General features: G+C 33.8%; 27 protein-coding genes. 16 read left to right on the top strand and 11 right to left on the bottom strand.

Features of this window, described 5'->3' with window-relative positions; genetic code table 11:
* Positions 1-5 precede the first annotated feature (5 nt).
* The 4 genes from M9897_11730 to M9897_11715 all read left to right on the top strand — a co-directional run bounded on the left by M9897_11730 (position 6) and on the right by M9897_11715 (position 5163).
* Complete coding sequence (locus M9897_11730; GenBank protein MCO5269550.1) at positions 6-773, top strand: cytochrome c; 768 nt, start codon at positions 6-8, stop codon at positions 771-773.
* A gap of 61 nt (positions 774-834) precedes the next feature.
* Positions 835-2010, top strand: a complete 1176-nt coding sequence (locus M9897_11725; GenBank protein MCO5269549.1) for a quinol:cytochrome C oxidoreductase — start codon at positions 835-837, stop codon at positions 2008-2010.
* 67 nt (positions 2011-2077) lie between these two features.
* Entirely contained in the window at positions 2078-3316 is a 1239-nt protein-coding gene (locus tag M9897_11720) for a cytochrome c oxidase subunit II (protein ID MCO5269548.1), read from the top strand.
* Positions 3317-3348: 32 nt separating this feature from the next.
* Positions 3349-5163 carry a cbb3-type cytochrome c oxidase subunit I gene (locus M9897_11715; GenBank protein ID MCO5269547.1) on the top strand — a complete coding sequence of 605 codons (1815 nt, stop codon included), beginning with the start codon at positions 3349-3351 and terminating at the stop codon, positions 5161-5163.
* A gap of 296 nt (positions 5164-5459) precedes the next feature.
* Here the strand turns inward: M9897_11715 and M9897_11710 are convergent, their stop codons facing one another.
* From M9897_11710 to M9897_11700, 3 genes are read right to left on the bottom strand one after another with little or no spacing between them, the layout of a single operon-like run.
* Positions 5460-6743, bottom strand: a complete 1284-nt coding sequence (locus tag M9897_11710) for an amidohydrolase family protein (GenBank protein ID MCO5269546.1) — start codon at positions 6741-6743, stop codon at positions 5460-5462.
* Between the two features lie 36 nt (positions 6744-6779).
* Positions 6780-7469: an SMUG2 DNA glycosylase family protein gene (locus M9897_11705; protein ID MCO5269545.1), complete on the bottom strand. Its 690-nt coding sequence runs from the start codon at positions 7467-7469 to the stop codon at positions 6780-6782.
* A 2-nt stretch (positions 7470-7471) separates the two neighbouring features.
* Complete coding sequence (locus tag M9897_11700) at positions 7472-8587, bottom strand: glycosyltransferase family 4 protein (protein MCO5269544.1); 1116 nt, start codon at positions 8585-8587, stop codon at positions 7472-7474.
* Positions 8588-8696: 109 nt separating this feature from the next.
* Here M9897_11700 and M9897_11695 point away from each other — a divergent pair, with 109 nt between their 5' ends.
* The 3 genes from M9897_11695 (at position 8697) to M9897_11685 (ending at position 11681) form a co-directional block, all read left to right on the top strand.
* Positions 8697-9713 carry a zinc-binding dehydrogenase gene (locus M9897_11695; protein MCO5269543.1) on the top strand — a complete coding sequence of 339 codons (1017 nt, stop codon included), beginning with the start codon at positions 8697-8699 and terminating at the stop codon, positions 9711-9713.
* A gap of 25 nt (positions 9714-9738) precedes the next feature.
* A complete protein-coding gene (locus M9897_11690) occupies positions 9739-10821 on the top strand; it encodes a glycosyltransferase (GenBank protein MCO5269542.1) in 1083 nt (360 codons plus the stop codon).
* Positions 10822-11051: 230 nt separating this feature from the next.
* Positions 11052-11681, top strand: a complete 630-nt coding sequence (locus M9897_11685) for a hypothetical protein (protein MCO5269541.1) — start codon at positions 11052-11054, stop codon at positions 11679-11681.
* Between the two features lie 73 nt (positions 11682-11754).
* On the opposite strand, the gene M9897_11680 is transcribed toward M9897_11685, so the two are convergent.
* Entirely contained in the window at positions 11755-11943 is a 189-nt protein-coding gene (locus M9897_11680; protein ID MCO5269540.1) for a hypothetical protein, read from the bottom strand.
* Positions 11944-12185: 242 nt separating this feature from the next.
* On the opposite strand from M9897_11680, the gene M9897_11675 reads away from it, so the two are divergent.
* Entirely contained in the window at positions 12186-12653 is a 468-nt protein-coding gene (locus tag M9897_11675) for a hypothetical protein (protein ID MCO5269539.1), read from the top strand.
* Here the strand turns inward: M9897_11675 and M9897_11670 are convergent, their stop codons facing one another.
* Positions 12654-13685, bottom strand: coding sequence for a hypothetical protein (locus M9897_11670; protein MCO5269538.1), 1032 nt, complete (start codon positions 13683-13685; stop codon positions 12654-12656).
* A gap of 111 nt (positions 13686-13796) precedes the next feature.
* Here M9897_11670 and M9897_11665 point away from each other — a divergent pair, with 111 nt between their 5' ends.
* The 3 genes from M9897_11665 (at position 13797) to M9897_11655 (ending at position 16294) form a co-directional block, all read left to right on the top strand.
* A complete protein-coding gene (locus M9897_11665) occupies positions 13797-14186 on the top strand; it encodes a TraR/DksA C4-type zinc finger protein (protein MCO5269537.1) in 390 nt (129 codons plus the stop codon).
* A 7-nt stretch (positions 14187-14193) separates the two neighbouring features.
* Positions 14194-14910 (top strand): signal peptidase II, encoded by a 717-nt coding sequence (locus M9897_11660; GenBank protein ID MCO5269536.1) that lies wholly within the window; start codon positions 14194-14196, stop codon positions 14908-14910.
* A 94-nt stretch (positions 14911-15004) separates the two neighbouring features.
* Complete coding sequence (locus M9897_11655) at positions 15005-16294, top strand: M43 family zinc metalloprotease (protein MCO5269535.1); 1290 nt, start codon at positions 15005-15007, stop codon at positions 16292-16294.
* A 57-nt stretch (positions 16295-16351) separates the two neighbouring features.
* Here the strand turns inward: M9897_11655 and M9897_11650 are convergent, their stop codons facing one another.
* The 4 genes from M9897_11650 to M9897_11635 all read right to left on the bottom strand — a co-directional run bounded on the left by M9897_11650 (position 16352) and on the right by M9897_11635 (position 18709).
* Positions 16352-17068 carry an SDR family NAD(P)-dependent oxidoreductase gene (locus M9897_11650; protein MCO5269534.1) on the bottom strand — a complete coding sequence of 239 codons (717 nt, stop codon included), beginning with the start codon at positions 17066-17068 and terminating at the stop codon, positions 16352-16354.
* A gap of 2 nt (positions 17069-17070) precedes the next feature.
* Positions 17071-17532 (bottom strand): carboxymuconolactone decarboxylase family protein, encoded by a 462-nt coding sequence (locus M9897_11645; GenBank protein ID MCO5269533.1) that lies wholly within the window; start codon positions 17530-17532, stop codon positions 17071-17073.
* 39 nt (positions 17533-17571) lie between these two features.
* Positions 17572-18240, bottom strand: a complete 669-nt coding sequence (locus tag M9897_11640) for a flavodoxin reductase (GenBank protein MCO5269532.1) — start codon at positions 18238-18240, stop codon at positions 17572-17574.
* Positions 18241-18364: 124 nt separating this feature from the next.
* Positions 18365-18709, bottom strand: coding sequence for an SMR family transporter (locus tag M9897_11635; protein ID MCO5269531.1), 345 nt, complete (start codon positions 18707-18709; stop codon positions 18365-18367).
* 117 nt (positions 18710-18826) lie between these two features.
* Between M9897_11635 and M9897_11630 the strand changes: the two genes are divergently transcribed.
* The 4 genes from M9897_11630 (at position 18827) to M9897_11615 (ending at position 23653) form a co-directional block, all read left to right on the top strand.
* On the top strand, positions 18827-19249 hold the full coding sequence (locus M9897_11630) for a hypothetical protein (protein MCO5269530.1): 423 nt from the start codon (positions 18827-18829) through the stop codon (positions 19247-19249).
* 135 nt (positions 19250-19384) lie between these two features.
* Positions 19385-19795: a hypothetical protein gene (locus M9897_11625; protein ID MCO5269529.1), complete on the top strand. Its 411-nt coding sequence runs from the start codon at positions 19385-19387 to the stop codon at positions 19793-19795.
* A 131-nt stretch (positions 19796-19926) separates the two neighbouring features.
* Positions 19927-21573 (top strand): IS1182 family transposase, encoded by a 1647-nt coding sequence (locus tag M9897_11620; GenBank protein ID MCO5269528.1) that lies wholly within the window; start codon positions 19927-19929, stop codon positions 21571-21573.
* A 151-nt stretch (positions 21574-21724) separates the two neighbouring features.
* Complete coding sequence (locus M9897_11615) at positions 21725-23653, top strand: FTR1 family protein (protein MCO5269527.1); 1929 nt, start codon at positions 21725-21727, stop codon at positions 23651-23653.
* Here the strand turns inward: M9897_11615 and M9897_11610 are convergent.
* The gene (locus tag M9897_11610; GenBank protein ID MCO5269526.1) at positions 23650-24915 is read right to left on the bottom strand and encodes a sugar MFS transporter; all 1266 of its coding nucleotides are present in this window, start codon (positions 24913-24915) and stop codon (positions 23650-23652) included. The genes M9897_11615 and M9897_11610 overlap by 4 nt on opposite strands.
* 96 nt (positions 24916-25011) lie before the next feature.
* Positions 25012-25608 (bottom strand): ribosome biogenesis GTP-binding protein YihA/YsxC, encoded by a 597-nt coding sequence (yihA, locus tag M9897_11605; GenBank protein ID MCO5269525.1) that lies wholly within the window; start codon positions 25606-25608, stop codon positions 25012-25014.
* Positions 25609-25845: 237 nt separating this feature from the next.
* Between yihA and M9897_11600 the strand changes: the two genes are divergently transcribed.
* A complete protein-coding gene (locus M9897_11600) occupies positions 25846-26082 on the top strand; it encodes an acyl carrier protein (protein MCO5269524.1) in 237 nt (78 codons plus the stop codon).
* Positions 26083-26108 lie beyond the last annotated feature (26 nt).

Below are 26108 nucleotides of genomic sequence, written 5' to 3'. Positions count from 1 at the left end.
TTGCCATGAAAAGAACAATAAAGGCAATATCATACAGATTATTCATAATCGCGCTTGGAATAGGAGCACTTTCTTCTTGTATATCTGATAAAGATTCACCAGGGTTTGAGTTTATGCCCGATATGTATCGTTCACCTGCAGTTGAACCTTACGTAGATTACGGATGGATAAAGGATAGAGAAAAAACTGAATATACAACTGTTCAATCAGCTAAAGTACCTCCAGTTTATACAATTCCATATCATGGAAATGCAGAAGGATGGGAAATGTATCTACCTTACCATAGAAGAGCTAGTAAATTTGCATCTAAAACACATAACTTATTTCCTCAAGATGGTTGGTTGTTAAGCGATGATGCTATGGGGGATTATTTTACCTCTGCAGAAGATGTTAACCCTATCGTATTAACAGCTGAAAACCAAGAAGCTATTTTTAAAGAGGGTAAAAGATTATATGATATCAACTGTATACACTGTCATGGTGAAAAAGGAGATGGAAAAGGTCAGATTGTAGAAAACGGTTCGTATGCAGGGGTTCCTAATTACAAAAACCTTCAATCTTTAAAAGATGGACAACTTTTCTATTCTATCTACTATGGTAAAGGAATGATGGGAGCACATGCAATGCAACTAAATAACAAAGAAATCTGGACTCTAGTTCACTATATCAATAAGTTCAGAATTGACAACTATGGTACAGAAGGAGCAGGAAATCCTGTAGAGGCTACAGATTCAACAACAGTTTCTGATGAAACTGCAGAAATTGTTAAATAAAATAAAAAACTAGAAATACTTATATACAATGGATTATCAAATTTCGAAAAAGACAAAAACAGTGACAACAGCATTAATTGCTGGCGGTCTTGTGTTGATGATTGTAGGAATAATCATGACTTCTGGTGAATCCTTATTTATGACAAGATTAATGGGTAATCTATTAGCAAATAGCTTCTTCTTCATGGCTATTTCCTTAGGTGCATTATTTTTCTTAGCACTTCAATATGCTGCAGAGGTAGGATGGTTTGCTTATATCAAAAGACCTATTGAAGCAGTTACGGGATATCTACCGGTAGGAATTGTTATTATGTTGGCAACGCTTATTACTTTATCTTTTATGAAAGGTGGAGGTATTTATTTGTGGATGGATCCTGCATACACCACAGAAGGTAGTCATCATTACGACGAAGTGATTGCGCATAAATCGCAATACATGAATCCACTTTATTTCTGGATTAGAACTGCACTTTATATGGTTGTATATTATATCATGTGGAGAGGATTCATGAAGAGATCGGAATTACAAGATAACAATCCGGCAAACGCATTGGATTTACACTACAAAAACTATTACAGAGGAGCGTTATTCTTAGGTGTTTATGCTTTCTTTAGTTCTACAAGTGCATGGGATTGGGTAATGTCTATTGATATTCACTGGCATTCAACTATTTTTGGATGGTACACTTTCTCAGGAGCTTGGCTAACAGGAATGGTTGTATTAATCTTAGTATTAACTCACCTAAAAAGTCAAGGATATATGCCTAAGTTAAACGATAGTCATATACACGATGTTGGTAAATGGATTTTCTCATTATCATTCCTATGGTCTTACTTATGGTTCGCTCAATTTATGTTAATTTGGTACAGTGATATGCCAGAAGAGGTTACTTACTATTTAACTAGAATAAACGAATTCAAAGTAATGTTCTTTGGTATGTTCATTATTAATTTCATTTTTCCTATGCTTTTATTAATGTCAAGAGATGCTAAAAGAAGTACAGGAATATTAACTTTCATTGGTGTTCTTATTATTATTGGACATTGGTTTGATGTATGGTTAATGATATTTGGAGGTTCTATGGGACCTGCAGCAAATTTTGGAGTTTTAGAAATCGGAATGGGAGTTCTTTTCCTAGGCTTATTCACTCGCGTAATTCTAATGAGATTAGCAAAAGCACCTCTTGTTAGTAAGAATGAGCCATTTATGGAAGAATCTCTACATCACGAGATCTAAACTTTGAATCAATTCCGACTTAACCCACTTAATCAAAATTTAAAAAGTAAAATTTAAACAAAAACTGATGGATAAATTTATTATTTTACTAGTGATTGTCCTAGGAGCAATTGCAGTAGCCCAACTAATGCGTGTGAGCGAATTAGTTCACAAAAAGGCAAATAGAGAACCTGGCGAAATACCGCAAAGTGAAAATCTATTTAATGCCAACTTAATAGTAGTATTTGGTGCAATATTATTTGGTACCCTAATATATTTATTAGTAGCATATGGATATGGTAATATGGGACCAGCTGCTTCTACAAGTGGCAAGGCTATCGACTTATTATTCGATGTTCAATATACTATTGTTTTGTTGGTTATCTTTATCTTCATGGGCGTATTGTTTTATTTCTCAAGAAGATACGTTAGAAAAGAAGGAGTTAAGGCCTACTATTATCCTCATAATAATACCTTGGAGATGGTATGGACAGTAATACCAGCTGCAGTAGTTACCATTGTCGTAATTTTAGGATTAAAGACATGGAATGATACTTTCAGAATGAGAGGTGAAGTAGAAAACATTGAAATTATCTCTTATCAATTCGCATGGACTGCTAGATATGCAGGAGCAAATAACAAATTAGGTAAATTTGATTATAAGTTAACAACTGACCTTAATCCTTATGGCTTAATGACAAGAGAAAACATAGCTGCCTCATTAGAATTAATGAAAAATGGTCAACCAGGAAGTGAAGGAATAAGCATGTTGGAAGCTAAATTAAATGATCCAACAATTGCTATGTCAGCAAAAGACAGAAAAAAATACGAAACAGAACTAGCTCGCAAGGAAAGAATGATTCGTGTTTTAGAAGCAATGTCCGTAACGTATAATGATTCACTAGATGCATTAGTAAATGATGACGTAATTCTAGCTGATAGCTTAGTTCTTTTAAAGGGACAAAAATATAACTTACACTTCAGATCAAAAGATGTAATTCATAGTGCATACATGCCTCATTTCAGATTGCAGATGAATACAATCCCTGGAATGATAACTTATTTCCCTCTTCAGCCAATTTATACAACTGAAGAAATGAAACAGAAAACAAATGACCCAACATGGGAATATGCTTTATTATGTAATAAAGTATGTGGGGGATCTCACTATAAAATGAAAATGTCAATTAAAGTATTAGGCCCAAAAGAATACCTACAATGGCAAAAATCAAAAGCCACATATAATGGAGAAAAATGGGTGAAAGCTAATGAACAAGAATTATTGAAATACTACGAATCCATCGCAGCTAGCGTAGATAAGAAATAATTAAATTTTAAAAAAAACTTAAATAAAAACCGATGACAACATTAACTCACGAAGCAAATTTCGAGCATGATCATCATGAAGAGAGTTTTGTATCCAAATACATTTTCTCTTACGATCACAAAACAATTGGTAAGCAGTTCTTAATGACAGCTATTTTTATGGGTGTAGTAGGAATGATGCTATCTGTTTTCTTCCGAATCCAACTCGCTTGGCCAGAAGAATCATCAGATCTTCTAAATATGTTCTTGGGTGACAGATGGGCACCAAACGGAGTGTTAAACCAAGATATGTATCTAGGTCTCGTTACCCTTCATGGAACCATCATGGTATTCTTTGTATTAACTGGTGGATTAACAGGAACATTTGCAAACACATTAATACCATTGCAATTAGGTGCAAGAGACATGGCTTCTGGATTTATGAACATGCTATCTTGTTGGCTTTTCAATGTAGCAGCAGTAGTAATGCTAGTATCTCTATTTGTTGAAACTGGACCTGCTATGGGAGGTTGGACAGTATATCCACCGTTATCCTCTTTACCACAAGCAATATCAGGATCCGGATTAGGAATGACACTTTGGATTATATCCCTATCCTTATTTATTGCATCTTCTTTAATTGGTAATCTAAACTATATTGCTACCATTATCAATTTAAGAACGAAAGGAATGACATTTACACGTATGCCACTAACAATTTGGGCTATTCTTATTGCCGCAATAGTTGGTTTACTTGCTTTCCCTGTTTTATTATCTGCAGTGTTATTGTTAGTAATGGATAGAGTATTTGGAACTTCTTTCTATTTATCTGACATTGTGATTGGAGGAGAAATGCTAGATAATGTAGGAGGTTCACCACTCCTTTATGAGCACTTATTCTGGTTCTTGGGTCACCCTGAAGTATATATCGTTGTATTACCTGCTCTAGGTATTACCTCTGAAATAGTATCTATAAATTCAAGAAAACCAATATTCGGGTACAGAGCAATGGCAGGTTCATTAATGACTATCGGATTCTTATCCTTTATCGTTTGGGCGCACCACATGTTCGTATCTGGTATGGATCCATTCTTAGGTAGTGTGTTCGTATTTACAACTTTATTGATTGCTATTCCATCAGCTGTTAAAGTATTTAACTACTTAACAACTCTTTGGAGAGGTTCAATCATATATACTCCAGCGATGTTGTTCTCTGTAGGTATGATTTCAACTTTTATCTCAGGAGGTGTTACCGGAATGATTCTAGCAGATTCTTCATTAGATATCCACGTGCATGATACATACTTTGTAGTAGCACACTTCCACGTTGTAATGGGATTATCAGCTATTTATGGAATGTTTGCTGGTGTTTACCACTGGTTCCCTAAAATGTATGGTAGAATGATGAACACCCGAATGGGATATGCGCACTTCTGGATTACAATAACAGCAGGATATGGTGTGTTTATGCCTATGCACTTTGTGGGATTAGCTGGAGTACCAAGAAGATATTATGATAACTCTGTATTTGAAACATTCAATCCGAAAGCATTTGATATGATTTTAGACTTAAACGTTGTAATTACACTCTTTGCTATTTTAGGAGCATTTGGTCAGGCGTTCTTTATTTTCAATTTCTTCTACAGTATTTGGAAAGGACCTAAGGCTTCTTTAAACCCATGGAAAGCAAATACATTGGAGTGGACAACTCCAACTGCTGAACCTGGACATGGTAACTGGCCTGGTGAATTACCTACCGTATATCGTTGGCCATATGATTATTCTAAGCCTGGATATGAAGATGACTTTGTTCCTCAAACAGTTCCTTTGAAAGAAGGGGAATTTGATGAGGGAAGTAATCACCATTAAACTTATAAATGCTCGAAGAAATTCGGGCGTTTTTTTTAGGCATATATCATCAAATAAAAATAGCAGGATAGTAGGTATCTTATTTCATTGGAGATTAACAGAACATAATAGATATAAGTAATTTAAAAATATTTTTCGATAAAGAATATCTCAATCAAAGAAATACAGACTAATACTTGGCGTTATTTTAAAAACCGTTTTGCATGTAGAAATAAGTGATTTTATTAGTATTTATACATGCTAACGAGTTATAAAAGAAAAAACTTTAGGAAGATTCAGAATCGAATGATTGAAAACTATCTCTGTTGGTAACGTCTTTGATATTTTTTATACAAAGCAGTTTGGTGATTGTCAAGCGAGATAAACTTACCATCAATCATGGCTAAAACCAGCTGATTTGATTTCATTTCTAAGGCATTTCCTTGACTCACAAATAAAGTAGCTTTCTTTCCCTTCTCAATACTTCCAATAGAGTCATCTACTCCTAATATTTTTGCCGCATTGAGTGAAATGGCAGCTACAGCATCTTCTTCGGATAATCCATAAGCCATAGCAGTTCCAGTAAGGAAAGGTAAATTTCGTTCATTAATGGTCTCCATACTTCCCGTATTCTGAATACAAAATAATAATCCGGCTTCTTGTAACATAGCGGGAATTCTATAGGATAAATCAACAGGGTCATCCTCATACTTTGGTAGTGCATGCATACCCCTTAAAACAATAGGAATATTCACCTCAATCAATTGGTCAGCTATTTTGTAACTATCATAACCGCCAACAATTACAATATTTTTAATAGCATATTCTCTTTTAAAATCAATAATATCTAATAATGCTCTTAAATCATCCGCATGTATATATAATTTTGTTTTACCGTCAAAGATACCTTTCATAGCTTCTAAACGCAAATCAGAATTTTTAGAAGAACCATGATAAACTTTAGCCATTTTAAAAAATTGATAAATTTGAAGCATATCCTCAGAATATTTATCATTAGGCTTAATTGAAGAAGGTTGTGCCCACCATCCCCCACCTTTTATGGTAGAAGGCCAATATAAATGGATTCCTTCATCTGCTTTTACAAGGGCATCTTTCCAATCCCATGCTTCCATTTTCATAAGAGAAGAACTTCCAGAGATTACCCCGCCACGCGGTGCAATCTGTGCATATAAAACACCATTAGTTTTCACCGTAGCAATTATCTCTGAATCTGTAGAGAAAGCAACAGCACCACGTATATTTGGGTTATATTCACCTATTTCATTATAGTCTCTAGTGGCGCGTATGGCATCAATGTCTGTTAAGCCCAAGATACTGTTCATCGCAATAAAACCAGGATATAAATCTTGTCCTTTTAAGTCAATAATTGTATCCCATTTTGATTTGTCTATTGGAAAAGTTAACGCATTCTCAACCAATACGATATTTTCACCTTCAATCCCAACAAGACCTTGATTAATCACTTTTCCATTTCCTATATGGATACGTACTTTGGAAAGTAACGTACGCTGAGATATTCCAAAAGGAACAAGCCCCCAAAAAATAATTAAAAAAAGAATACAACTCTTATTGGCAAACATTCTGTAATATTTAAAGATTAAAGATACATAAAAACATCAAGTCGTATGTAAGGCTATAAGATATTTATCAATATACAAATCAAGTTCTTTTGATTTATACTGTTGAATATAGCGGGGATGTTCTAAAACAGTCATTTTCTTAAATAAATGAGCTTCTTTATTCAAATCTTGTATAAATCGAGCATTCTTCTTCCCTAAAATAATAACCTCATCAGTATCCATACCCCAACTAATAATTTCTCTTAAGTTGTCAATCATATACTCTTTTACCATCTGATATAATTTCATATCATCATAATAATTAGCATTTAACCAAACATGTGGTCTTTTCTCTTGAAGAAGGGCTAATGGAAAAGGAGAATTAATATAATATTGACTGAAGAATGCTTTTGCTCCCCCAAACGCTTCTATCATTTGATACACAAAAGTAGAGGAAACTTCATTTGTTTTTGCTGATAACATTTTAATACCACAAACGCTTTCTAAACGTTTTGTATCTGTAAATGGAACTCCTGTAATTCCAGCCCCTAAACGACTCGGATTAATTCCAATTAAGAATTTTCTAGGATTCGAATCATTGTAAAATTTAGTATAAAATTTACTCATAACCTCAAGAGTCTCAGTGTTTTCCAAAAACGGATTTAATACCTTAAACTGCTTTGGGAGTTCTCCCGAATATGTAAGGTTTCGATGATATTGGATAGCCTTTTCTGCGAAAGTGCACATGATTAGAGGTATATTTTTTTTAAAACTTCACATTCCGTTTCCCAATTTTCTATTTCCGCTGCTTCTTTACAGTTTTCTTTCATTTCTTGAAGAACAATAGGATTATCTATCAAGGATCGAATAGTTAATGCGATGTCTTTTGGTTCATGAGACGGAATAATCTTACCTACATGATGAGTTTCGATTACTCTCCTTAATTCTATTAAATCAGAACTAATAACAGGTGTTCCCGTATGGATATAATCAAATACTTTATTTGGTAAAGAATAGCGATAATTAGGGTTGGTATCCTTATCTAACGTCAAACCAATATCGGCATGATACGTGTAATTCATCATTTGTTCATACGGAACGCGACCCGTAAAAAGAACCTTCTCAAGCAAATTTTCCCGTTCAACTAATTTCTTAAGTTCTGGAATTACATCTCCGCTCCCAACAATTAAGAATAATGCATTGTCAATATATCTCATTGCCATGACAGCCTCTTCAGCCCCCCTATCTACATTAATTCCAGCACCCTGCAAAATAATTATGTATTTATCTTCCGGTAAATTCAATTCCTTCTTTGATAGTAATTGACTGGGTTTCCATTGACGGGATACATTGCGGACCACATACAAATCTTTATGATATTTCTTAGCGTATATATGTGCAATTGACTTATTAACCGTTATAATTGTATCCAACTTAGGGAAAATTCGTTTTTCAATAGCCAACCAAAAATTCCGCACTTTAGGGCGGGATATCAATTCGGGGACTTCGGTGAATAATTCATGACTATCATAAACTAAGCGAGATTTACGTTTTAGTTTATGTGCACAATAATTTGCCAGGAGAGTATCTAAATCATTACTAACCAAGACATCACATCTTCTGAAAATTAAAAACCAAAAAAGTCTCAGGTTATAACTCATATAAAAGAAGGCTCCTTTCGTAAAAGGTAATCTAAATCTATACGTTTTATATGGTCTCCCATCAATGTCTTTGCTATTCTTTAATTTTCTGCCAACCAATAGCACATCATATCCATTTTCATGGAGAAAAGAACATACCTTATGCACACGTTGATCAGTGTACAAATCGTTAGTTACAGATACAATGACTTTTAATTTTTTCATTGGAAAGTAAAGGTAATCTTTTAATCCATTTCATGCTTTAAACAAATTTACAATTATAAACTTTTATGTCGTACAAGAAATTCACATCTTTACAATCCAATTTGTAAATATGAAAGCAATTCAACTAGTCAAATACGGTAATTCTGCACAGGCATTCAAGATAATAGATGTCTTATTAAACGAACCTAAATCAGATGAAGTACAGATCGAAGTAGAGCGTTTTGGATTGAATTATGCCGATGTTCAGGCGAGAAAAGGTTTGTATCGAGAAGCTCCTCCCCTTCCTTGTGTATTAGGATATGAGGTTGTTGGAAAAATCGTGAAAGTAGGAAAGGATGTTTCGCAAGAATGGATAAATAAGCGTGTCATATCTTTTACAAGATTTGGAGGATATAGTCAACTTGTAAATTCTTCATACAAAGCTATCGTAGAAATTGGAGATTACGATGGAAATAAAGCACTGTGTTTGGCAACTCAATATGTGACTGCCTATTATATGAGTCATGTGGCTACAACTATACAGAAAGGAGACAATGTGCTTATCCATGCAGCAGCTGGTGGTGTAGGAACAGCTCTAATCCAGCTTTTACAAGATAGAGATGTAAATATTATTGCTAAAGTAGGAAGCAATAATAAGATTGAATATCTCAAGGATTTAGGGGTCAAACATATTGTCAATTATAAGAAGTCAGAATATTCGGCAGAGGTAAAGCGTATATTAGGCACCGAATTCTTACATGCTTCATTTAATCCTGCTGCTGGTTCTACTTTTAAAAAAGATTTTAAATTGCTTGGTCCAACTGGTAAACTCATTTTATTTGGAGCAAGTGAACTATCAGAAAAATGGGGAATTCTTTCACAACTAAATTTTGTTCGAAAGATGGGACTTATGATGCCTATTGCGCTAATGATGACGTCAAAAAGCATTCTTGGAATAAATATGCTTAAAGTAGCAGATTATAAACCAGACGTCCTTCAAAATTGCCTGCAAGCAGTAGTCCAACGTGCGATAGAAAATAAATTAGACCCCAAAGTAGGAGCCATTTATAATGCACGAGACATTGCACAAGCTCATGAATTTCTAGCATCTGGAGAATCTATTGGGAAGCTTGTTGTAGAGTGGTGAGAATTTTAGTATTTTTGAATTATTCATGAGTACTATCCATTCAAAAAGAATTGTCATTTTTGCCCCTTATCCAAAAGGAACAGCACCTTCACAACGTTTTCGTTTTGAACAATATTTGGAATTATTTGAAAAAGAAGGATATGTAATCGAGTATAAAGCATTTTTAAGTGATAGTGCATGGAACATTCTCTACAAAGATGGGAGTTATATAAAAAAGACCTTCCATATCTTAGCTAGTTTCTTTAGACGCTGGAAAGAAGTATTCACTACTAAAAGATATGATATCATATTCATTCATAGAGAAATGGCTCATATAGGTCCTCCTATCTTTGAATGGATTTTAGCAAAAATCTTAAAACGAAAATTTATCTACGATTTGGATGATGCTATTTGGATGGCTAATTATAGTGAAAGCAATGCAAAATTTCAGCGATTGAAAGCTTATTGGAAAGTAAATTATTGTATGAAATGGGCTTCAAAGATTAGTGCAGGAAATGAATTTCTAGCCAATTATTCCCGACAGTTTAATCCGAATGTTACTGTAATCCCAACTACGATTGACTTAATGAATCAACATAACCTTATTACGGACTATGACAAAACGCCAATTATTATCGGATGGACAGGAACACTAACCACCATGAACTATTTAGAGGAGATTATACCCGTACTACAAAAATTGGAAGATAATTATTCATTTATTTTTAGGGTTATTTCTAATCAGGAACCCAAATTTGATTTAAAATCACTCCAATATATCCCTTGGAATAAATCTACTGAAATAGCAGATTTAGCACAAATTCAAATTGGGTTAATGCCATTAGCTGATGATAAATGGGCACAAGGTAAATGTGGGTTCAAAGCATTACAATATATGGCTTTGGGGATCCCTACTCTACTCTCTCCAGTGGGTGTAAATAAGCAAATAGTAAAGCATCAAGAAACAGGGTTTTTCTGCTCAACCACAGAAGAATGGATGGTGTTTTTAGAAAAATTATTGCAAGATTCATCTTTAAGAAAAACCATTGGGCAAGCAGGAAGGGCGGTTATACAAAATCACTATTCAGTCACGGCAAATTTTAACAAGTATTTAAATTTACTCCAATAAATTATGCCTCCAACTCACAAAATCTGTCCAAAATGTCAGCAATATTTCCAATGCAACGCCGCTAATGTTGGAAAGTGTCATTGTTCAACACATCCACCTATTACTATTGCTGTAACTTATGACGATTGTCTTTGCCCAAAATGTCTAAATGAACATATCAAAGTGCAAAAACTAAATGAGAATTTATAATACGAGTGCCAATTTACCGTTAGATTTGTAAAAAAAAATATATGAAAAGGTTTTTAATAGGTTTTGTTGCAGTAGCTCTAATTCTTAGCACCCAAATGAATAATGCACAAGCACAAGCGTTTAAAAAAGGTGATCTTGCACTTTCTTTAGATTTTGTAGGTAGTTCCATGTTTAATATTAATCATTGGTCTTCTTACAGTTCAACTTATGGTTATGCGCCTACTTGGAGGTCTAGTACAAATGGAGGTTTAAACGTGTATGGCGAATGGGCTATTCATGACTATGTGAGTTTAGGGTTCATTGTTGGGATTCAAGGAGGTCGTTATGGTTGGGGAACAGGATATTATGGGAATCCTTATGGCTATGGCTATGCTTATGGAGGTTATGGGATGATTTCAGCCCCAATTGGTATTAAAGCCGATTTCCACTTTTATCAATTCATTGCAGATAAGAAGGGGAAAGACATCCATGCAGATAAATTAGATATTTATGCTGGAATTAATGTGGGATCTGGAATCTCTTATGTTTTTGAGCCTGGTTGGTTTAACGTATTATTTTTTGTAGGTCCAGAAGTAGGTGCCCGTTACTATTTCACAGATAAGATTGGAGTTAACCTAGAATTAGGTTATGGTAAATCTTTTGTAAGTGGTGGTGTGGTATTTAAGATGTAAACAAAATAAAGATATATAAAAGAAAACCCCGCCAAAAGCGGGGTTTTTCAATTTTTTGCTTCCTCCGATTCTTTTAGTAGTTGTGGAAGGCTTGTCTTAATACACTCGGATACATACCTCCGAATTCAATAATACACCATTCTTTGAAAGATTGTAAATCTTCAGACTTCGTAATCCATCTAATAGCTTTTTCTAGTTCCTTCTGAAAAAGATACTTATCAAAACTAACTTTAGTTAAGATGTCTTTACATAATTCAACCATATTTACTCTTTTAAATGATAACCCAATATATAAAAATTTAAATATATTTTCATCCTTTTTTAGTTAAATTTTTCAAATTTTAATTGTTAAAATCTCAAGCGTTAGGTATTATAAGGAATAGCGAAGAAAAAGAAATTTTGTAAAATTTTAAGAATAGAATTTGGCATAACTCTTGAGGAATTATTTTCCGTAATTTTTTGAATAAAATATTATTCATTAGCTTTGTCATAAATAAATTTCTCATGAGACTCTTTCTTATTTTATCCTCTTTCTTGTTTATTACATTTTCATTTGGACAGAATGAATGGTGGAAACCAGATGCAGACAATACTTCTACCACACAAACAGAAAAGCCATATCCAAAAGGAGAGGTTCATATAAAAAAGAATTCTTCCATTGATAAAATCATCAAGTATAAAGCTACTGCCATTCCACCTAATACTACTCCTGTTATAGACGGATATAGAGTTCAATTATTCTTTGACCAGAACAAAACAAATGTAGAAGATTCCCGACGAGAAGTACTTCGAAACAATCCAACTGCAGATACCTATGTGCAATATAAGGCACCTAATTATATTTTATTATATGGTAACTTCAGAGGGCAACTAGAAGCTGAAAAGGCAAGAGCCTCCCTTTTATCTTCTTTCCCTGAGTCCATTGTTATCAAGGATAAAATAGAATTTCCTCAAATTAAAGAAAAAGAATAACTAGATAAAATCAAAACCACTGACATAGGTTGGGCCTTGAATTTTTTCTAGATAAACAGATGATTTAGTTCTCACCACTAAATCAACATCAGAAACACCATTTATTGTATGTAATAATCCCCAATTAATTTTATCTTGTACATGCTGATATATTGGTTCATTCTTATCCACCCACCAAAAAAGAGTATTTGTTTTCTCATAAAACAAGATTCCTTCAAATAATTCTTCCAAATAGGCGGGGGAAAAGTCTTTACTCCAAATTGAATCAACTACAGTGAAAACATGTGCGTTTGGGCGTATAATACGATTCAATGCAGGAATAAAAGGGAGTATATTTTTAAGTAATTTCCCATATTTACCAGGCAACCTAGCTATTTTCCATTCTTCTTGATGTGTTTTAGCAAAAGCTACAACCTGATGATCTTTTACAAGCGTATAAAAAGGAGTTTCATTGAAGGTATGCAATGGAAAAAAGAAAGGATGATTTCCATAGATTTCAAATATTTTATGTTTGATTTCATCATTTACTTCAGTTGCATACACATCTGTAGGTTTCTTAAGTCGTACTCTGCTAAAAGTTTGTGTAGCAATTTTGGCAATAGTTTTGAAATCAAAATTCTGACTCATCCATAAAGAACGTTCATTATGTGGATCTATATAAGCATAAAAAGTTTCTGGTGCGTCACCTTCTAATTCAAATGCTTGTTGAAAAAAGGATTCAATTCGTTTTTTTAATCCAGAATCTTTATTGGCCTTTGATTTGGGTTTGTTTTTTCCTGCTTGCACACCTCCATCGAAGGCGAAATAGCGAACATACCAATTCTGAGGTCTTCTACAAAAAGTAATATTCCCAAGCACTTTCCCTCCATGCTCTAAATTTAAGAAGATAGGTTTATACAGTCGTTCAATACGATCATCAATACGCTGATGTTGATACATAGCACCGTTAGAACCAAGAGTAACCGACTTTAATAATTTTACAATTTCCTCATTGTAATCTTCACGTAAAATAAAAGGGGGAGCAATATTCATCTTACTAATTTTTGGATTGAAAATAAAAATATTATCAACATTAAACAATTATTGGTAAAATAAAACGATTTTCGATTATATTTGTTAGTTCATAATTAAATACAATTAAGTATGGCAAAGGAAAAAGAAAAGACTAGATACTCAGACGAAGAATTGCAAGAGTTCAGAGAAATTATTGAGCAAAAGATTATCGAAGCGACAGAAGATCTTAATATCTTAAAAAATTCTTTGTCATTAAGAGATGATCATGGAACAGATGATACGGGTCGTACATTTAATATGATGGAAGACGGTTCTGATACCTTGTCGCGTGAAGAGACTGCTCAACAGGCATTGCGTATGGAGAAATTTATTACAAACTTAAAGAATGCTTTAATTCGTATTGAAAACAAAACATACGGGATTTGCCGTGTTACAGGTAAACTAATTAATAAAGAAAGACTTAAGTTAGTTCCACACGCTACATTAAGTATTGAAGCAAAGAATCAGCAAGATTCATAAGAATTACATGTTGAAAAATAGGTATTTCATAACCTTTGGGGTTGTTTTTCTTGTACTATTATTAGATCAAATTATTAAGATTTGGATTAAAACAAGTTTTAATTATGCTGATTCTAGTATCTCATTAATCGGTGATTGGTTTCATTTGAATTACATTGAAAATCAAGGAATGGCATTTGGCACCCAATTAGGAAGTGGCATGTGGGGAAAACTTATCCTCTCCTTATTCCGAGTGGGAGCTATCATTGGAATCGCGTATTATATTATTAAACAGATTAAGAATAAAAACATACGTGTGGAGTTCTTAGTTGTACTAGCTCTCATTTTGGCTGGGGCGACCGGAAACCTTATTGATTCTATGTTTTATGATTTTCTATTCAAAGATTATTTTGATCCTTGCATCCCCTATAATCAGATGCATGGCTCAGGAATTTGGGAGGAATGTATTTATGGAAATTTTAGTGAAACAGTAGAAGTTCGTCACCGAGGTTTTCTTTTCGGAAATGTTGTTGATATGTTTCAATTTAATGTGATTTGGCCTTCATGGGTTCCTTGGTTAGGCGGAACCCAAGTTTTCCCAGCAATATGGAATATAGCGGATGGCTCTATTTCGGTAGGGGTGATTCTCATACTTTTTCGGCAAAAGAAATACTTCCCAAAAGACAAACAAATAGATGCAGAGAAAATAGATAATGCTTCAGATGTTGACGATGAAAACTTATAATTTATCCATTCATCCAACCATTTATCAAATTTCTGATTCCTTTTAAAAAGTTCATGCTATCTTTAGAGTGTTAAACTATAATTGTAATCTCCTTATGAAAATAATTTTATTTATTATATGCACATTCCTTTCTGGAATTAGTATAGCTCAGCAAAATGAGACCGATATTAAACGCTGTGGAACAACTGATTATATTGAATATCAGAATCAAAAAACGCCTGGTTATAAGGAAATGGTGGATGTACAATTTAACATTGCAAAAAATGCTATAAAGGATAAATCAAATGATACATACGTTATTCCTGTAGTAGTTCATATAGTATATAAGACAGCTGCTCAGAATTTACCTGATAGTGTTATTTATGATCAAATTCGTGTATTAAATGAAGACTATGCGCGCTTAAATGCAGACTCCATTAACTTAAGAGATGATTTTCTTCCGCATGTAGGGAGAGGTAACATTCAATTTGTTTTAGCAGGATTAGATCCAGATGGTAATCCAACAGATGGAATTACACGTACGCAATCCAATGAAAACTTTGGAAGTTTAACGGATATTTCTGTTTCAGAGAAAGTTAAAAGTTCTTCAACTGGAGGTATCGACCCTTGGGATCAGAACAGATATCTTAACATTTGGGTATGTGATATGAGTATATTTAATATCCCCATGGTTTTAGGATATGCTACTCCTCCTTCTGGATTACCAAATTGGCCTCCAGGATCAACCTCAGGAATGAGTGATGGCGTAGTAATACAATATCAAGCATTTGGAACTAATAATCCCAACCCACTTAGTGCAATGGGAACTACATTAGTTGTAAAAGGAAGAACACCTGTACATGAGGTTGGTCACTATCTAGGATTACGACATATCTGGGCGGATGGTGATTGTACGCAAGAAGATGGAATTGATGATACTCCAAACGCTTCAAATCAATCTCAAGGTTGTACAAAAACTGCCAATACATGTGTGGATAATATCGATGGGGTAGATTTACCTGATATGCTTGAGAATTATATGGATTATTCCAGTGAAGATTGCCAAAATACCTTTACAAAAGGACAAGTAGAATTAATGAGAGGAGTATTAGAAAACCAGCGATATGATTTAGTTCACGACAATCCGGCAAGTTTACAGAATAATGAAAGATTAATAGCTTCATTGTTTCCAAATCCAGCAATTAATCAGTTGAATATCCAATTAAATAGTCCTATCAAAGAAATTGAGTTATTTAATTTACAAGGGCAAGCATTAGAACTGAAAGTATCCATCATGAATGATGCAGCCCAAATCAATGTATCTACCTTAAATAATGGTGTTTATATGCTAAAAATAACTAACTCAAAAGGGCAGACAACCACAAAGAGATTTATAAAACAATAATATAATACCTATACTAAAATAAAAAGGTCGGAGATTTCCGACCTTTTTTAATAAATATTATTTCTTAGGTGCTCCCGGAATCAGAGGCCTAATTTCCAATTCATTAATCAATACATTATCGGGAGTTTCTAAAATATAGGCAATCACATCAGCAATTTCATTTGGATGGAGCATTCTATCATGGGGTTCTATTCCAGAATTTTGAAAGAAATTTGTTTCAATAGAACCCGAGTTTAAGCAGGTCACTTTAATATTATCACTTCGTAACTCTTTAAACAATACTTCACTCATTCCATTAATACCATACTTAGTGGCGCAATACCCAGCTGCCTCTGAACGGGTAGTCTTACCCATAATGGAGCCAATATTGATGATATGAGAGGAGGATTCATGCTTCCGCATAAATTTAACAACCTCAGAAGTGATATGATAAACTCCATTCAGATTGGTATTCATCATACCAAACCAATCATCAGAAGACATCTCATCAATACGAGCAAAAACACCAAATCCTGCGTTATTAATCAGAATATCGGGATAATATTTATCAGTAAAGGTAGATTGAACCCATGATTTAACTTTATCAAAATCAGTTATATCCATCTCAATAAGTACAAACTTTTCTCCTAATTCAGACTGAATTTGATTAAGTTTGGATCTATTTCTAGCCAAACCATAGACGATAACTCCTTTACTCACTAAAGCCTCAGAAATAGCCTTTCCTAAACCACTACTTGCTCCAGTAACTATGGCTATTCTTCCCTGTAAAACCATATTTAATGCTTTCCTGCTTTGTAATATCCTGGTTCAGATTGGAAAGGAATAGCCAAACGATTCCATCCATTGATAGCTATAATAGTCATAGTTAAGGCCAACATTTCCTTATCTCCAAATTGTGCATGAACACGTTCATACAATTCATCTTCAATTTCCACTTCTGAAATAAGAGTTAAAGCCTCTGTCCATTCAAGAGCTGCTTTTTCTTTGTCATTAAAAAGTTTAGGAGCTTCTCTCCAACATGATGTAAGATATAAACGTTGTTCCGTTTCGCCATTTGCTCTTGCATCTATAGAGTGCATATCTAAACAATAAGCGCAGCCATTAATTTGAGATGCTCTAAATTTAACTAATTCAAAAATGGTTTGATCTAATCTAGATTCATGTACATATTTTTCAAGTTCCAATAAGCCTTTGATAGCAGTACTATCAACTTGATTATAATTTATTCGTTTACCCATTTTATTTAATTTTACTATAAAATTAACAAAATAAGTTTTTTATTGTTCTTTAATAATTTGATTTTCTTTTACCCCAAGAGAAAGTAAATGTTTCTCCACAGCATTCGTCATAGGGTCAGGGCCACAGATATAAAAATAATCACTTAAAGAGGTAGCATTCTCTTTGATATAGTTAGCATCCATAAAGCCTTTTGCATACCCTTGGAATTCTTCGTTCGAAAGGATGTTTCTAAAATCACCTCCTAACATGGAGATAAGTTCATCTTTTAAAATAATATCTTCTTTTGTTTTGTTTGCAAAAAGTAAACGATGCCCATCCAATTGTCCTTTTGCTTTTAAATCTCTCAAAATACATAAAAATGGAGTTAATCCTGCACCCCCAGCAATGAAAGTTCCCTTTCCTTTGTATTCAATAGCACCAAATATATCTGTTAACAAAACCTCATCTCCTGCTTTTAAATTGCGTAATTCATTAGTAACTCCATTATGATCAGTATATGACTTGATACAAAATTCCAAGTAATCATCAGTTGGTAGACTAGTAAAGGTAAATGGCCTTCCTTCATTTTCCCATCCAGATTTATTGATTGCTAATTCTGTTGCTTGTCCAGGGAGGTAACTAACTCCTTGTGGTTTTTCTATTCTAATTTCTAAAACATCGTGTGTTAAATATCTAACTGATAGTACTTTTAATAGTTTATTTTTCATTTTCTTTATTATTAATGTATCTCCTATTTAGAGAATATCATTCATATAAAAGTTACAATTTATTTGTAAAAATGTTTAAAAAGAGAAGAGATATTACCGATAAAATCCTGATTATTTTTAACAATTAATGTTTCCCAGTACTAACCAATTGTAAACCTACAATAGAAAGAATTAATGTACATAAGAAGAAAATTCGCCAAAAAGAAATCGGTTCCTTAAATAAAATAACTCCTAAGATGACTGTACCTACTGCACCAATAGCACCCCAAACTGCATAAGCCGTCCCAACAGGAATAGCATGCTCACCTCCCATAGATTTATATAAAAGAAACATACTTAAGCTTACACTAATGGCAAAAGAAAATATCCACATCCAAAATTCCTTTCCTGATGTTATTTGAGCTTTACCTAAACTAATTGCAAAACCTGTTTCAAATAATCCTCCTATGATTAATAGTATCCAATTCATTTCTGTCAAGTTTAAAGGCGAAGTTATAAATAAATGTTAAAAACAAAGCGCTATTTTTTTAATTGGCATGAAGTTCGTAAATGAACAATCAGAAATATTAATTTAAAATAGAAAATTATGAAAAATTTAAAAATAATGATCGCCGCCACTATGTTGCTAACCGGAGCAATGGCTTTAGCACAGGATAATACACGAACTCAGAAAGATATTCATCCAAAAAGTTGTTGTGCCACTCAAGCTAAAGATGGAACAAATGCACGTTCAGAGCATTATCCCCAACAAATCAAAGAGCAGCTAAATTTAACAGATGAGCAAGTTACTAAGATTCAATCTATAAAAGAAAAAAGAGCTGCTGAAAAAAAGGAATTGCAAAAGAAAATCCGAGAGCTCAATATGGCCGAACGCGAGGAAATTAATCAAGTATTGACTGATGAACAAAAAGCTAAATTAAAAGAAGTAAGAAGTCATTCAAAAAAATCACAGACTGAGCGTAAAGCAGTAGAAAAGAAAGATTTACAGAAAGATTTACAGAATAAGTAAAATACTTCATATCAACCATAGATTCCGGGGTAGGTAACGCTATCTCGGATTTTTTTTAAATACTTCATTAAACAAATATAGAATCTAATTAATTTTGATATCTTAGTATTTTATTTCACAGAAAATATATAAAACATGAAAAATCTAAAATTATTTATTGCTGTTTCTCTTTTCTTATTAGGAACTACTGGATTAAATGCACAAAGTTGTTGTGCAGGAAAAGGTGCATCTACTGACAAAGCAACTTGTAGCATGTCAAGTATGAATATTCAAAAGATGAAAGAGGATCTTAAATTATCTGAAGAGCAGGTTAAGAAAATCAAAGATATCAAAACAAAGTATGCTTCGGTAAAAGAGGAAGATCAAGCTAAAATACAAGAGAAAAATATGAAAGAGATGGAGGAAATTAAGCGTGTGCTGAACGATGAGCAAAGTAAGAAATATACTGAAATGTGTAAGACTGCACAAGCTAGTTCTGATTGCCATAAACCAGCAACATCTTCAAAGAAGGAAGAAACCACTTCAAAATCAAGTGTGACAAGATAAATACTTTAACCTTAGAAAGCATAAAGGGGCTGTCTCAAAAGTATTTTGAGGCAGCTTTTTTTTGTCAAAACATTTGGTAATTTGAGAATAAATTTGTATCTTAGCACCTGATAATCAAAGACATAACTCATATGAAACCAATTTTCAAAGCGTATAGTCAAGGGCAGGCAACTCTGTTTCCTGTAAGTCTGGATAGCAAAATTTCGCAGGATTCTCCTGTTCGACTTGTCAATCAGATAGTCGATAATCTGGATATTAGTAAGGTTATTGATACTTATAAGGGTGGCGGGACAAGTTCCTATCCGCCTCGGGTAATGCTCAAAATAGTAATTTTTGCCTATTTGAGCAATATCTATTCTTGCCGCAAAATAGAGGACGCTGTAAAAGACAGAATCACTTTTATGTGGCTTGCGGGCGGACTTGAACCCGACCACAACACCGTCAACCGTTTTCGTTCAAAACATTTGAAAGACACTATCAATGAGATATTTACACAGACTGTTACGATGCTGGTGGAAATGGGTTATTTGAGCTTGGATATAGCTTACATTGACGGCACAAAACTGGAATCGCGTGCCAATCGCTATACTTTTGTCTGGCGCAAAACGGTGGAAAGAAACAAGGCAAAACTCGAAGCAAAAATCCATCAAGTGCTGAAATATATCGAAGAAGGTATTATGCAGGATAACCGTCCAGATGATGAGCCGCCCACTCCCATCAACAGCGAGGAACTAAAAAAACGCATAGCAGAGATCAATCGCGAAAACCGTAGCAAAGCAGAACAGAAAGAGATAAAAACACTGGAAAACAAGTATTTGCTAAAATTGGAGGAATATGAAAAACACCTTGAAACACTCGGCAATCGCAATTCTTACAGCAAAACCGACCCCGATGCTACTTTTATGCGCCTGAAAGACGACCACATGCAGAACGGGCAGCTCAAACCCGCTTACAATCTGCAAATTGGTACTGAAAATCAATTTATCAGCCACTTCGATTTTTTCTCCAATCCGACCGATTTTTTAACATTCAAACCCTTTGTAACTGGTTTCAGAGAGCGTTTCAGTGCAAATTTTGATACAGTATTGAACAAGGCAGTTGCCGATTCAGGTTACGGAAGCGAAGAAAATTATGATTTTATGGAACTCAATGACATCGATCCGTTTGTCAAGTTTCCCTATTTTCATAAAGAACAGAAAAAAGCGTTCAAAAACAACGCGTTTATTGCCCAAAATTTATTTTACAACTCTCAAAAAGATTATTTTGTGTGTCCAATGGGGCAACACATGGAAAAAACAGGAGAAGGAAGTCGCAAATCGGACAGTGGTTTTATCTCGAAAGTAAGTTATTATGAGGCAAAAAACTGTAAAGGTTGTCCTCTTAAATGCTTGTGCTACAAAGCAAAAGCTAATCGCCGAATTGAAATTAATCATAACTTGAATCGCCACAAAGAACGGGTCCGGCAACTTTTGACCTCCGAAGAGGGGCTTTATCACAGAAGTAAGCGTCCAATAGAACCTGAGTCGGTGTTTGGACAAGGGAAATCCAACAAACAGTACTACCGCTTTCGACATTTTGGTAAAGATTTGATAACGATGGATTTTGCTATCTTCGCTATTGCCTTCAACATTGGAAAAATGTATAAGAAAGGGAAAATTACGCCCAAAAACAGTCAAAAATCAGCTGATTTGTTAAAAATCAATCTCGTTGTTCTAATTTTTACCCAAAATCATAAAATCAACCATGCTGGAACAACTAATCCAAAGCTGGCTGCTTGAAAATAATAAAAAAGAGGCTGCCTTTTTGAGACAGCCCCTTTTTATTTTCTACCTATAAGTATACTTTTCACATGATTTTTATCACTTTTAAGAACCTAATATCAAAAATGGAATATCTTTGCATTTATTTAGTCTAAATAAGCCCGTTGATATGGTGAAAAGATTTGTTATATTAGTTATTTTACTTCAAGTTATTTCCATTCAGAATATCTTTTCACAAGGAGATGAAAAAAATGCAGAAACCGTTATTCACCTTCTAAGCTATATCTCTATTGATTATACAGGAGCTGTTCAAAATGGGGAAGTTATTAATCAGTTAGAATACATAGAACAGCAAGAGTTTTCGCAACAAGCCCTAAGTTTTACACAAAAATCATCTTTTTTAAAAGAACCAATTAAAAGTCAAGTAACAACAAAGATACAGCAACTTATCCAACTCATAAATGAGAAAGCAGATAATGCCAAGATTGTAAAAATAATCAATGAAATTAATAGTAGTATTATTGAAACTACTGGGATTCAGACAGCACCTAAATCATGGCCATCACTAACAAATGGCAAAAAATTGTATGATCAAACTTGTGCTTCTTGTCATGGCCTAAAAGGAAAAGGAGACGGTGAAATGGGTAAATCATTGGATCCAAGTCCAAGCGATTTTACGGATCATGAAGCTATGAGTCAATTCTCCCCCTTCCAAGCTCTCAACACTATACGTTTAGGTCTTCCTGGAACTGGAATGCAGGCTTATTCCTTTTATAATGAGAGTGATCTATGGGATTTAGCATTTTTCGTAAAATCATTATCATATTCAGCTTATGACACCACACTATTACGTAAGGAATTTAATGAAATAGCAAAGCATATTGATATAAGCCAAATTGCCAACTTAAACGATGAGGAATTAATAGAACAGATTCAGAAGATATCGACTAAAAATATTGAACTTAAATTGCAGGCACTACGCATATTAACTCCTTCATCAACTAGCAAAGAGAATAGCATTCCAATTGCCGTGAAAGGGTTAAAAGACGCGTTAGAAAGTTATAAGAAAGGAAATAAGGGTCTGGCTCGTACTCACGCCATTACTGCTTATCTAGAAGGTGTTGAACCTATCGAATCTCAACTAAAAATTATCAATCCAGATTTTGTAGGAGAGATTGAAGCAAAAATGTTTAATGTTCGAAGTGCTATAGTTAAGAATGTGTCGGTAGATGAATTAGAGGCAAGTGTTGATGAAGCTATCGAAGCCTTAAATAAAGCAGACAAACTTCTTAAAGGTCAGTCCTTAAATTATTGGTTAACATTTATTTTAGCTGCTTCCATCATGCTACGTGAAGGATTAGAAGCTTTCTTGATTTTAGCTGTTATCTTGGCTTTAATTCGTTCATTAGATGTTAAAAAGGCATTGCCATGGGTACATGGTGGATGGATATTAGCCGTATTGTTAGGTATTGTAGGTTGGTATCTTTCAGATTTAATTATCCAATTTGGTGGTAAAAACAGAGAAATCATGGAAGGACTTGTTTCTATATTAGCTGTGATTATACTCATGTTTGTTGGTTTTTGGCTACATACACATACAACTGCAAAGAAATGGCAAGAATTTGTACAAAACAAGATAGGTGTTCACCTTAAGAGTGATAGAATGTATGGGTTAGCGGCCTTTTCATTTATGATTGTATTCCGTGAAGTTTTTGAAGTCATTCTCTTTTTACAAGCTATTAATTTAGAGGCTGGCCCTGAGAATAAATCAGCCCTTGGCTTAGGAGTTATTGCCGCATCAATTGTAATTGCATTAATAGCATATTTATTTCTAAAATCTACCAAGAAATTACCTATTCGTCAATTATTCCAATATTCATCTTGGTTCATTGTTATTTTAGCAGTTATTTTACTTGGAAAAGGAGTTCATTCACTACAAGAAAGTGGTTGGATTTCTGTTACCCCTGTATCTATCTTTCCTCGTATTGATTGGCTAGGGTTTTATGCTTCTATTGAGACTATAATCAGTCAACTTGGTTTAATACTCATCATTTTAACCACTTTCTTTATAAGTAAAAGAAAGAATAAAGAAGTTTAATTTTCTTTTAGCTTTCCAATTTTATGTCCGTAAAGGGCAAAGAAAAGAATGAATAAATAGCATGGAACCATCAGCCAAAAAGCATTTTGGAAGCCAACAGATTCACCTAACATAGCCCAGATTTTAGGGAGAATCGCTCCTCCCCCAATACCAATAATAAGTAAAGCAGATCCAGCATTAATATGCTTTCCAAGACCATCTAATGCTAATGGCCAGATAGCGGGCCAAACAGGTGCATTTGCAAATCCTAATAATGCAATAAAGAAGATGGAAGTTATACCGGATGTATAAATAGCACAAATAGTGAAAACAATACCCAACACAGTGGCTAAAGCAAGTGCATTCTCTTGTTTAATTAATTTTGGGATAGTTACAATTCCAATTAAATAACCGGCTAACATTCCAATCATAGTATAAGTTGTAAAATGCTTTGCTACACTTAATTCTATCCCAATAGAATTTCCATAAACTTGGATAATATCTCCAGCTACAACTTCACATCCAACATATAAGAACAAGGCCAAAAAACCAATGACTAAGTAAGGATAACTCCACATACTTTTTCTATCTCGTGAAGTCTCCGTTTCCTTTTGTTCTTGATTGATTTCAGGTAAAGAGGAAAACTTAATAGCTAATGACAAGACAACCAACACAGCAGTAATAATTAGATAGGGGAAAATAACTCTCGAAGCCAATTCATCAAGCTTAACAACTTGTTCGGCAGCCGATAATTGGGCTAATTCTTTATTAAAATTATCTACCCCTGTCAACATAATAGAACCCATCACTAAAGGAGCTATACCTCCGGCTGCCTTATTGAAGACTCCCATAATACTAATTCGTTTTGCAGCACTTTCAATAGGGCCTAGAATCGTAATATAAGGATTGGATGCGGTTTGCAACAATGCTAAACCAGTTCCTATAACAAAAAGTCCAGTTAAGAATAAAGTATATGACCGTATGTAAGCAGCCGGAATAAACAGAATAGCACCTAGGGCCATAACAAGCAAGCCAAGCATCATTCCTTTTTTTAATCCCGTTTTATTCAAGATCCAAGAAGAGGGAAAAGCCATTACCACGTACGAGATGTAAAAAGCAAAAGTTACCCATACAGCTTGTGATGTAGTTAACTGACATGCCAATTGTAGATACGGAATTAAGGTGCTATTCATCCATGTAACAAATCCAAAAATGAAGAATAATACACCGATAATAACAGTAGGTATTAAATACGACTTTTGCTGTATGTTGTGTGATTCCATAATTTTTTCTTACGAACTTACTTATGATTTAGTAAACTTTACATTTGCTAAATAAATAATTACAACTAATTTTTCAACAATGAAAAAAAGAAAGTATTAAAATGATAGGTTGATTTGATCAATAAATTGAAGGACTTCTTCCCTTCCTTTACCATTTGTACTAGAGCTTATGAAATAATCAGGCATCACTTCCCAATCTTTTAACATTTCTTTCTTATAAAAAGTAATATTTTTATCCAATTGAGTCGCTGAGAGTTTATCGGTTTTGGTAAAAATTATAGAAAAAGGGATTTCTTTCTCGGCACACCATGACATAAATGCAAGATCTATCTTTTGAGGTTCTAATCTACTATCGATAAGCACAAACACATTCATCAGATTCTCTCGTGTACGGAGGTATTTATCTATAAATTTTGTCCAATCATACCGATTCGATTTAGAAGTTTTAGCAAAACCATACCCCGGCAAATCAACTAGATACCATTCTTTATTGATTAAAAAATGATTGATTAATTGAGTTTTACCAGGTTTGCCAGATGTTTTAGCTAAATTCTTTTTCACAGTTAGCATATTAATCAAAGAAGATTTCCCCACATTGGATCTGCCGATAAAAGCATACTCAGGTATGTTAGGTGTAGGACACTTTTGAATGTCTGAATTACTAATTACGAAATCTGCCGAATGGATAATCATGCTGGTTTGTTTAATTTTTATAAGATTTTACAAAAATAGTCTAGATTGTTAAATTTTTTATATATTTATACTCAAACTGTCGAAATACAAGTAAAACAGAAGGGGTCAAGTGCCTTTATGAAATGAATTATAAACCAAAAATAAATTTAAAAAAGCATTATTTTATGTTTTAATTTTGAAAATCGGAACATAAATTATTTATTTGCATGCTGAATTAATTTATTAAAATTAGAAAAAATGTCTGATATTAAATCAAGAGTTATATCAATTATTATTGATAAGTTAGGAGTAGAAGAGTCAGAAGTAACAACTGAAGCGTCTTTTACAAATGATCTAGGTGCAGATTCTTTGGATACTGTAGAACTAATCATGGAATTCGAAAAAGAATTCAATATTGCTATTCCAGATGATCAAGCTGAAAACATTCAAACAGTAGGTCAAGCAATTAGCTACATTGAACAAAACGCGAAGTAATTTTTAAACTTTTAGTAGTACAGTTG

The sequence above is a fragment of the Brumimicrobium sp. genome, assembly GCA_023957385.1.
GTDB lineage: Bacteria > Bacteroidota > Bacteroidia > Flavobacteriales_D > Crocinitomicaceae > Brumimicrobium.
Note: the sequence above shows the minus strand (reverse complement) of the source record. Positions and strands in the feature narration are given on the sequence as shown.

Coding starts and splice junctions, on each gene's coding strand:
- M9897_11715 (MCO5269547.1), top strand. CDS start 3,349: ATGACAACATTAACTCACGAAGCAAATTTCGAGCATGATCATCATGAA.
- M9897_11610 (MCO5269526.1), bottom strand. CDS start 24,915: ATGGAATCACACAACATACAGCAAAAGTCGTATTTAATACCTACTGTT.
- M9897_11690 (MCO5269542.1), top strand. CDS start 9,739: ATGAGTACTATCCATTCAAAAAGAATTGTCATTTTTGCCCCTTATCCA.
- M9897_11700 (MCO5269544.1), bottom strand. CDS start 8,587: ATGAAAAAATTAAAAGTCATTGTATCTGTAACTAACGATTTGTACACT.
- M9897_11720 (MCO5269548.1), top strand. CDS start 2,078: ATGGATAAATTTATTATTTTACTAGTGATTGTCCTAGGAGCAATTGCA.
- M9897_11710 (MCO5269546.1), bottom strand. CDS start 6,743: ATGTTTGCCAATAAGAGTTGTATTCTTTTTTTAATTATTTTTTGGGGG.
- M9897_11705 (MCO5269545.1), bottom strand. CDS start 7,469: ATGTGCACTTTCGCAGAAAAGGCTATCCAATATCATCGAAACCTTACA.
- M9897_11665 (MCO5269537.1), top strand. CDS start 13,797: ATGGCAAAGGAAAAAGAAAAGACTAGATACTCAGACGAAGAATTGCAA.
- M9897_11680 (MCO5269540.1), bottom strand. CDS start 11,943: ATGGTTGAATTATGTAAAGACATCTTAACTAAAGTTAGTTTTGATAAG.
- M9897_11615 (MCO5269527.1), top strand. CDS start 21,725: ATGGTGAAAAGATTTGTTATATTAGTTATTTTACTTCAAGTTATTTCC.
- M9897_11685 (MCO5269541.1), top strand. CDS start 11,052: ATGAAAAGGTTTTTAATAGGTTTTGTTGCAGTAGCTCTAATTCTTAGC.
- M9897_11625 (MCO5269529.1), top strand. CDS start 19,385: ATGAAAAATCTAAAATTATTTATTGCTGTTTCTCTTTTCTTATTAGGA.
- M9897_11635 (MCO5269531.1), bottom strand. CDS start 18,709: ATGAATTGGATACTATTAATCATAGGAGGATTATTTGAAACAGGTTTT.
- M9897_11660 (MCO5269536.1), top strand. CDS start 14,194: ATGTTGAAAAATAGGTATTTCATAACCTTTGGGGTTGTTTTTCTTGTA.
- M9897_11640 (MCO5269532.1), bottom strand. CDS start 18,240: ATGAAAAATAAACTATTAAAAGTACTATCAGTTAGATATTTAACACAC.
- yihA (MCO5269525.1), bottom strand. CDS start 25,608: ATGATTATCCATTCGGCAGATTTCGTAATTAGTAATTCAGACATTCAA.
- M9897_11645 (MCO5269533.1), bottom strand. CDS start 17,532: ATGGGTAAACGAATAAATTATAATCAAGTTGATAGTACTGCTATCAAA.
- M9897_11655 (MCO5269535.1), top strand. CDS start 15,005: ATGAAAATAATTTTATTTATTATATGCACATTCCTTTCTGGAATTAGT.
- M9897_11675 (MCO5269539.1), top strand. CDS start 12,186: ATGAGACTCTTTCTTATTTTATCCTCTTTCTTGTTTATTACATTTTCA.
- M9897_11620 (MCO5269528.1), top strand. CDS start 19,927: ATGAAACCAATTTTCAAAGCGTATAGTCAAGGGCAGGCAACTCTGTTT.
- M9897_11670 (MCO5269538.1), bottom strand. CDS start 13,685: ATGAATATTGCTCCCCCTTTTATTTTACGTGAAGATTACAATGAGGAA.
- M9897_11630 (MCO5269530.1), top strand. CDS start 18,827: ATGAAAAATTTAAAAATAATGATCGCCGCCACTATGTTGCTAACCGGA.
- M9897_11600 (MCO5269524.1), top strand. CDS start 25,846: ATGTCTGATATTAAATCAAGAGTTATATCAATTATTATTGATAAGTTA.
- M9897_11730 (MCO5269550.1), top strand. CDS start 6: ATGAAAAGAACAATAAAGGCAATATCATACAGATTATTCATAATCGCG.
- M9897_11695 (MCO5269543.1), top strand. CDS start 8,697: ATGAAAGCAATTCAACTAGTCAAATACGGTAATTCTGCACAGGCATTC.
- M9897_11650 (MCO5269534.1), bottom strand. CDS start 17,068: ATGGTTTTACAGGGAAGAATAGCCATAGTTACTGGAGCAAGTAGTGGT.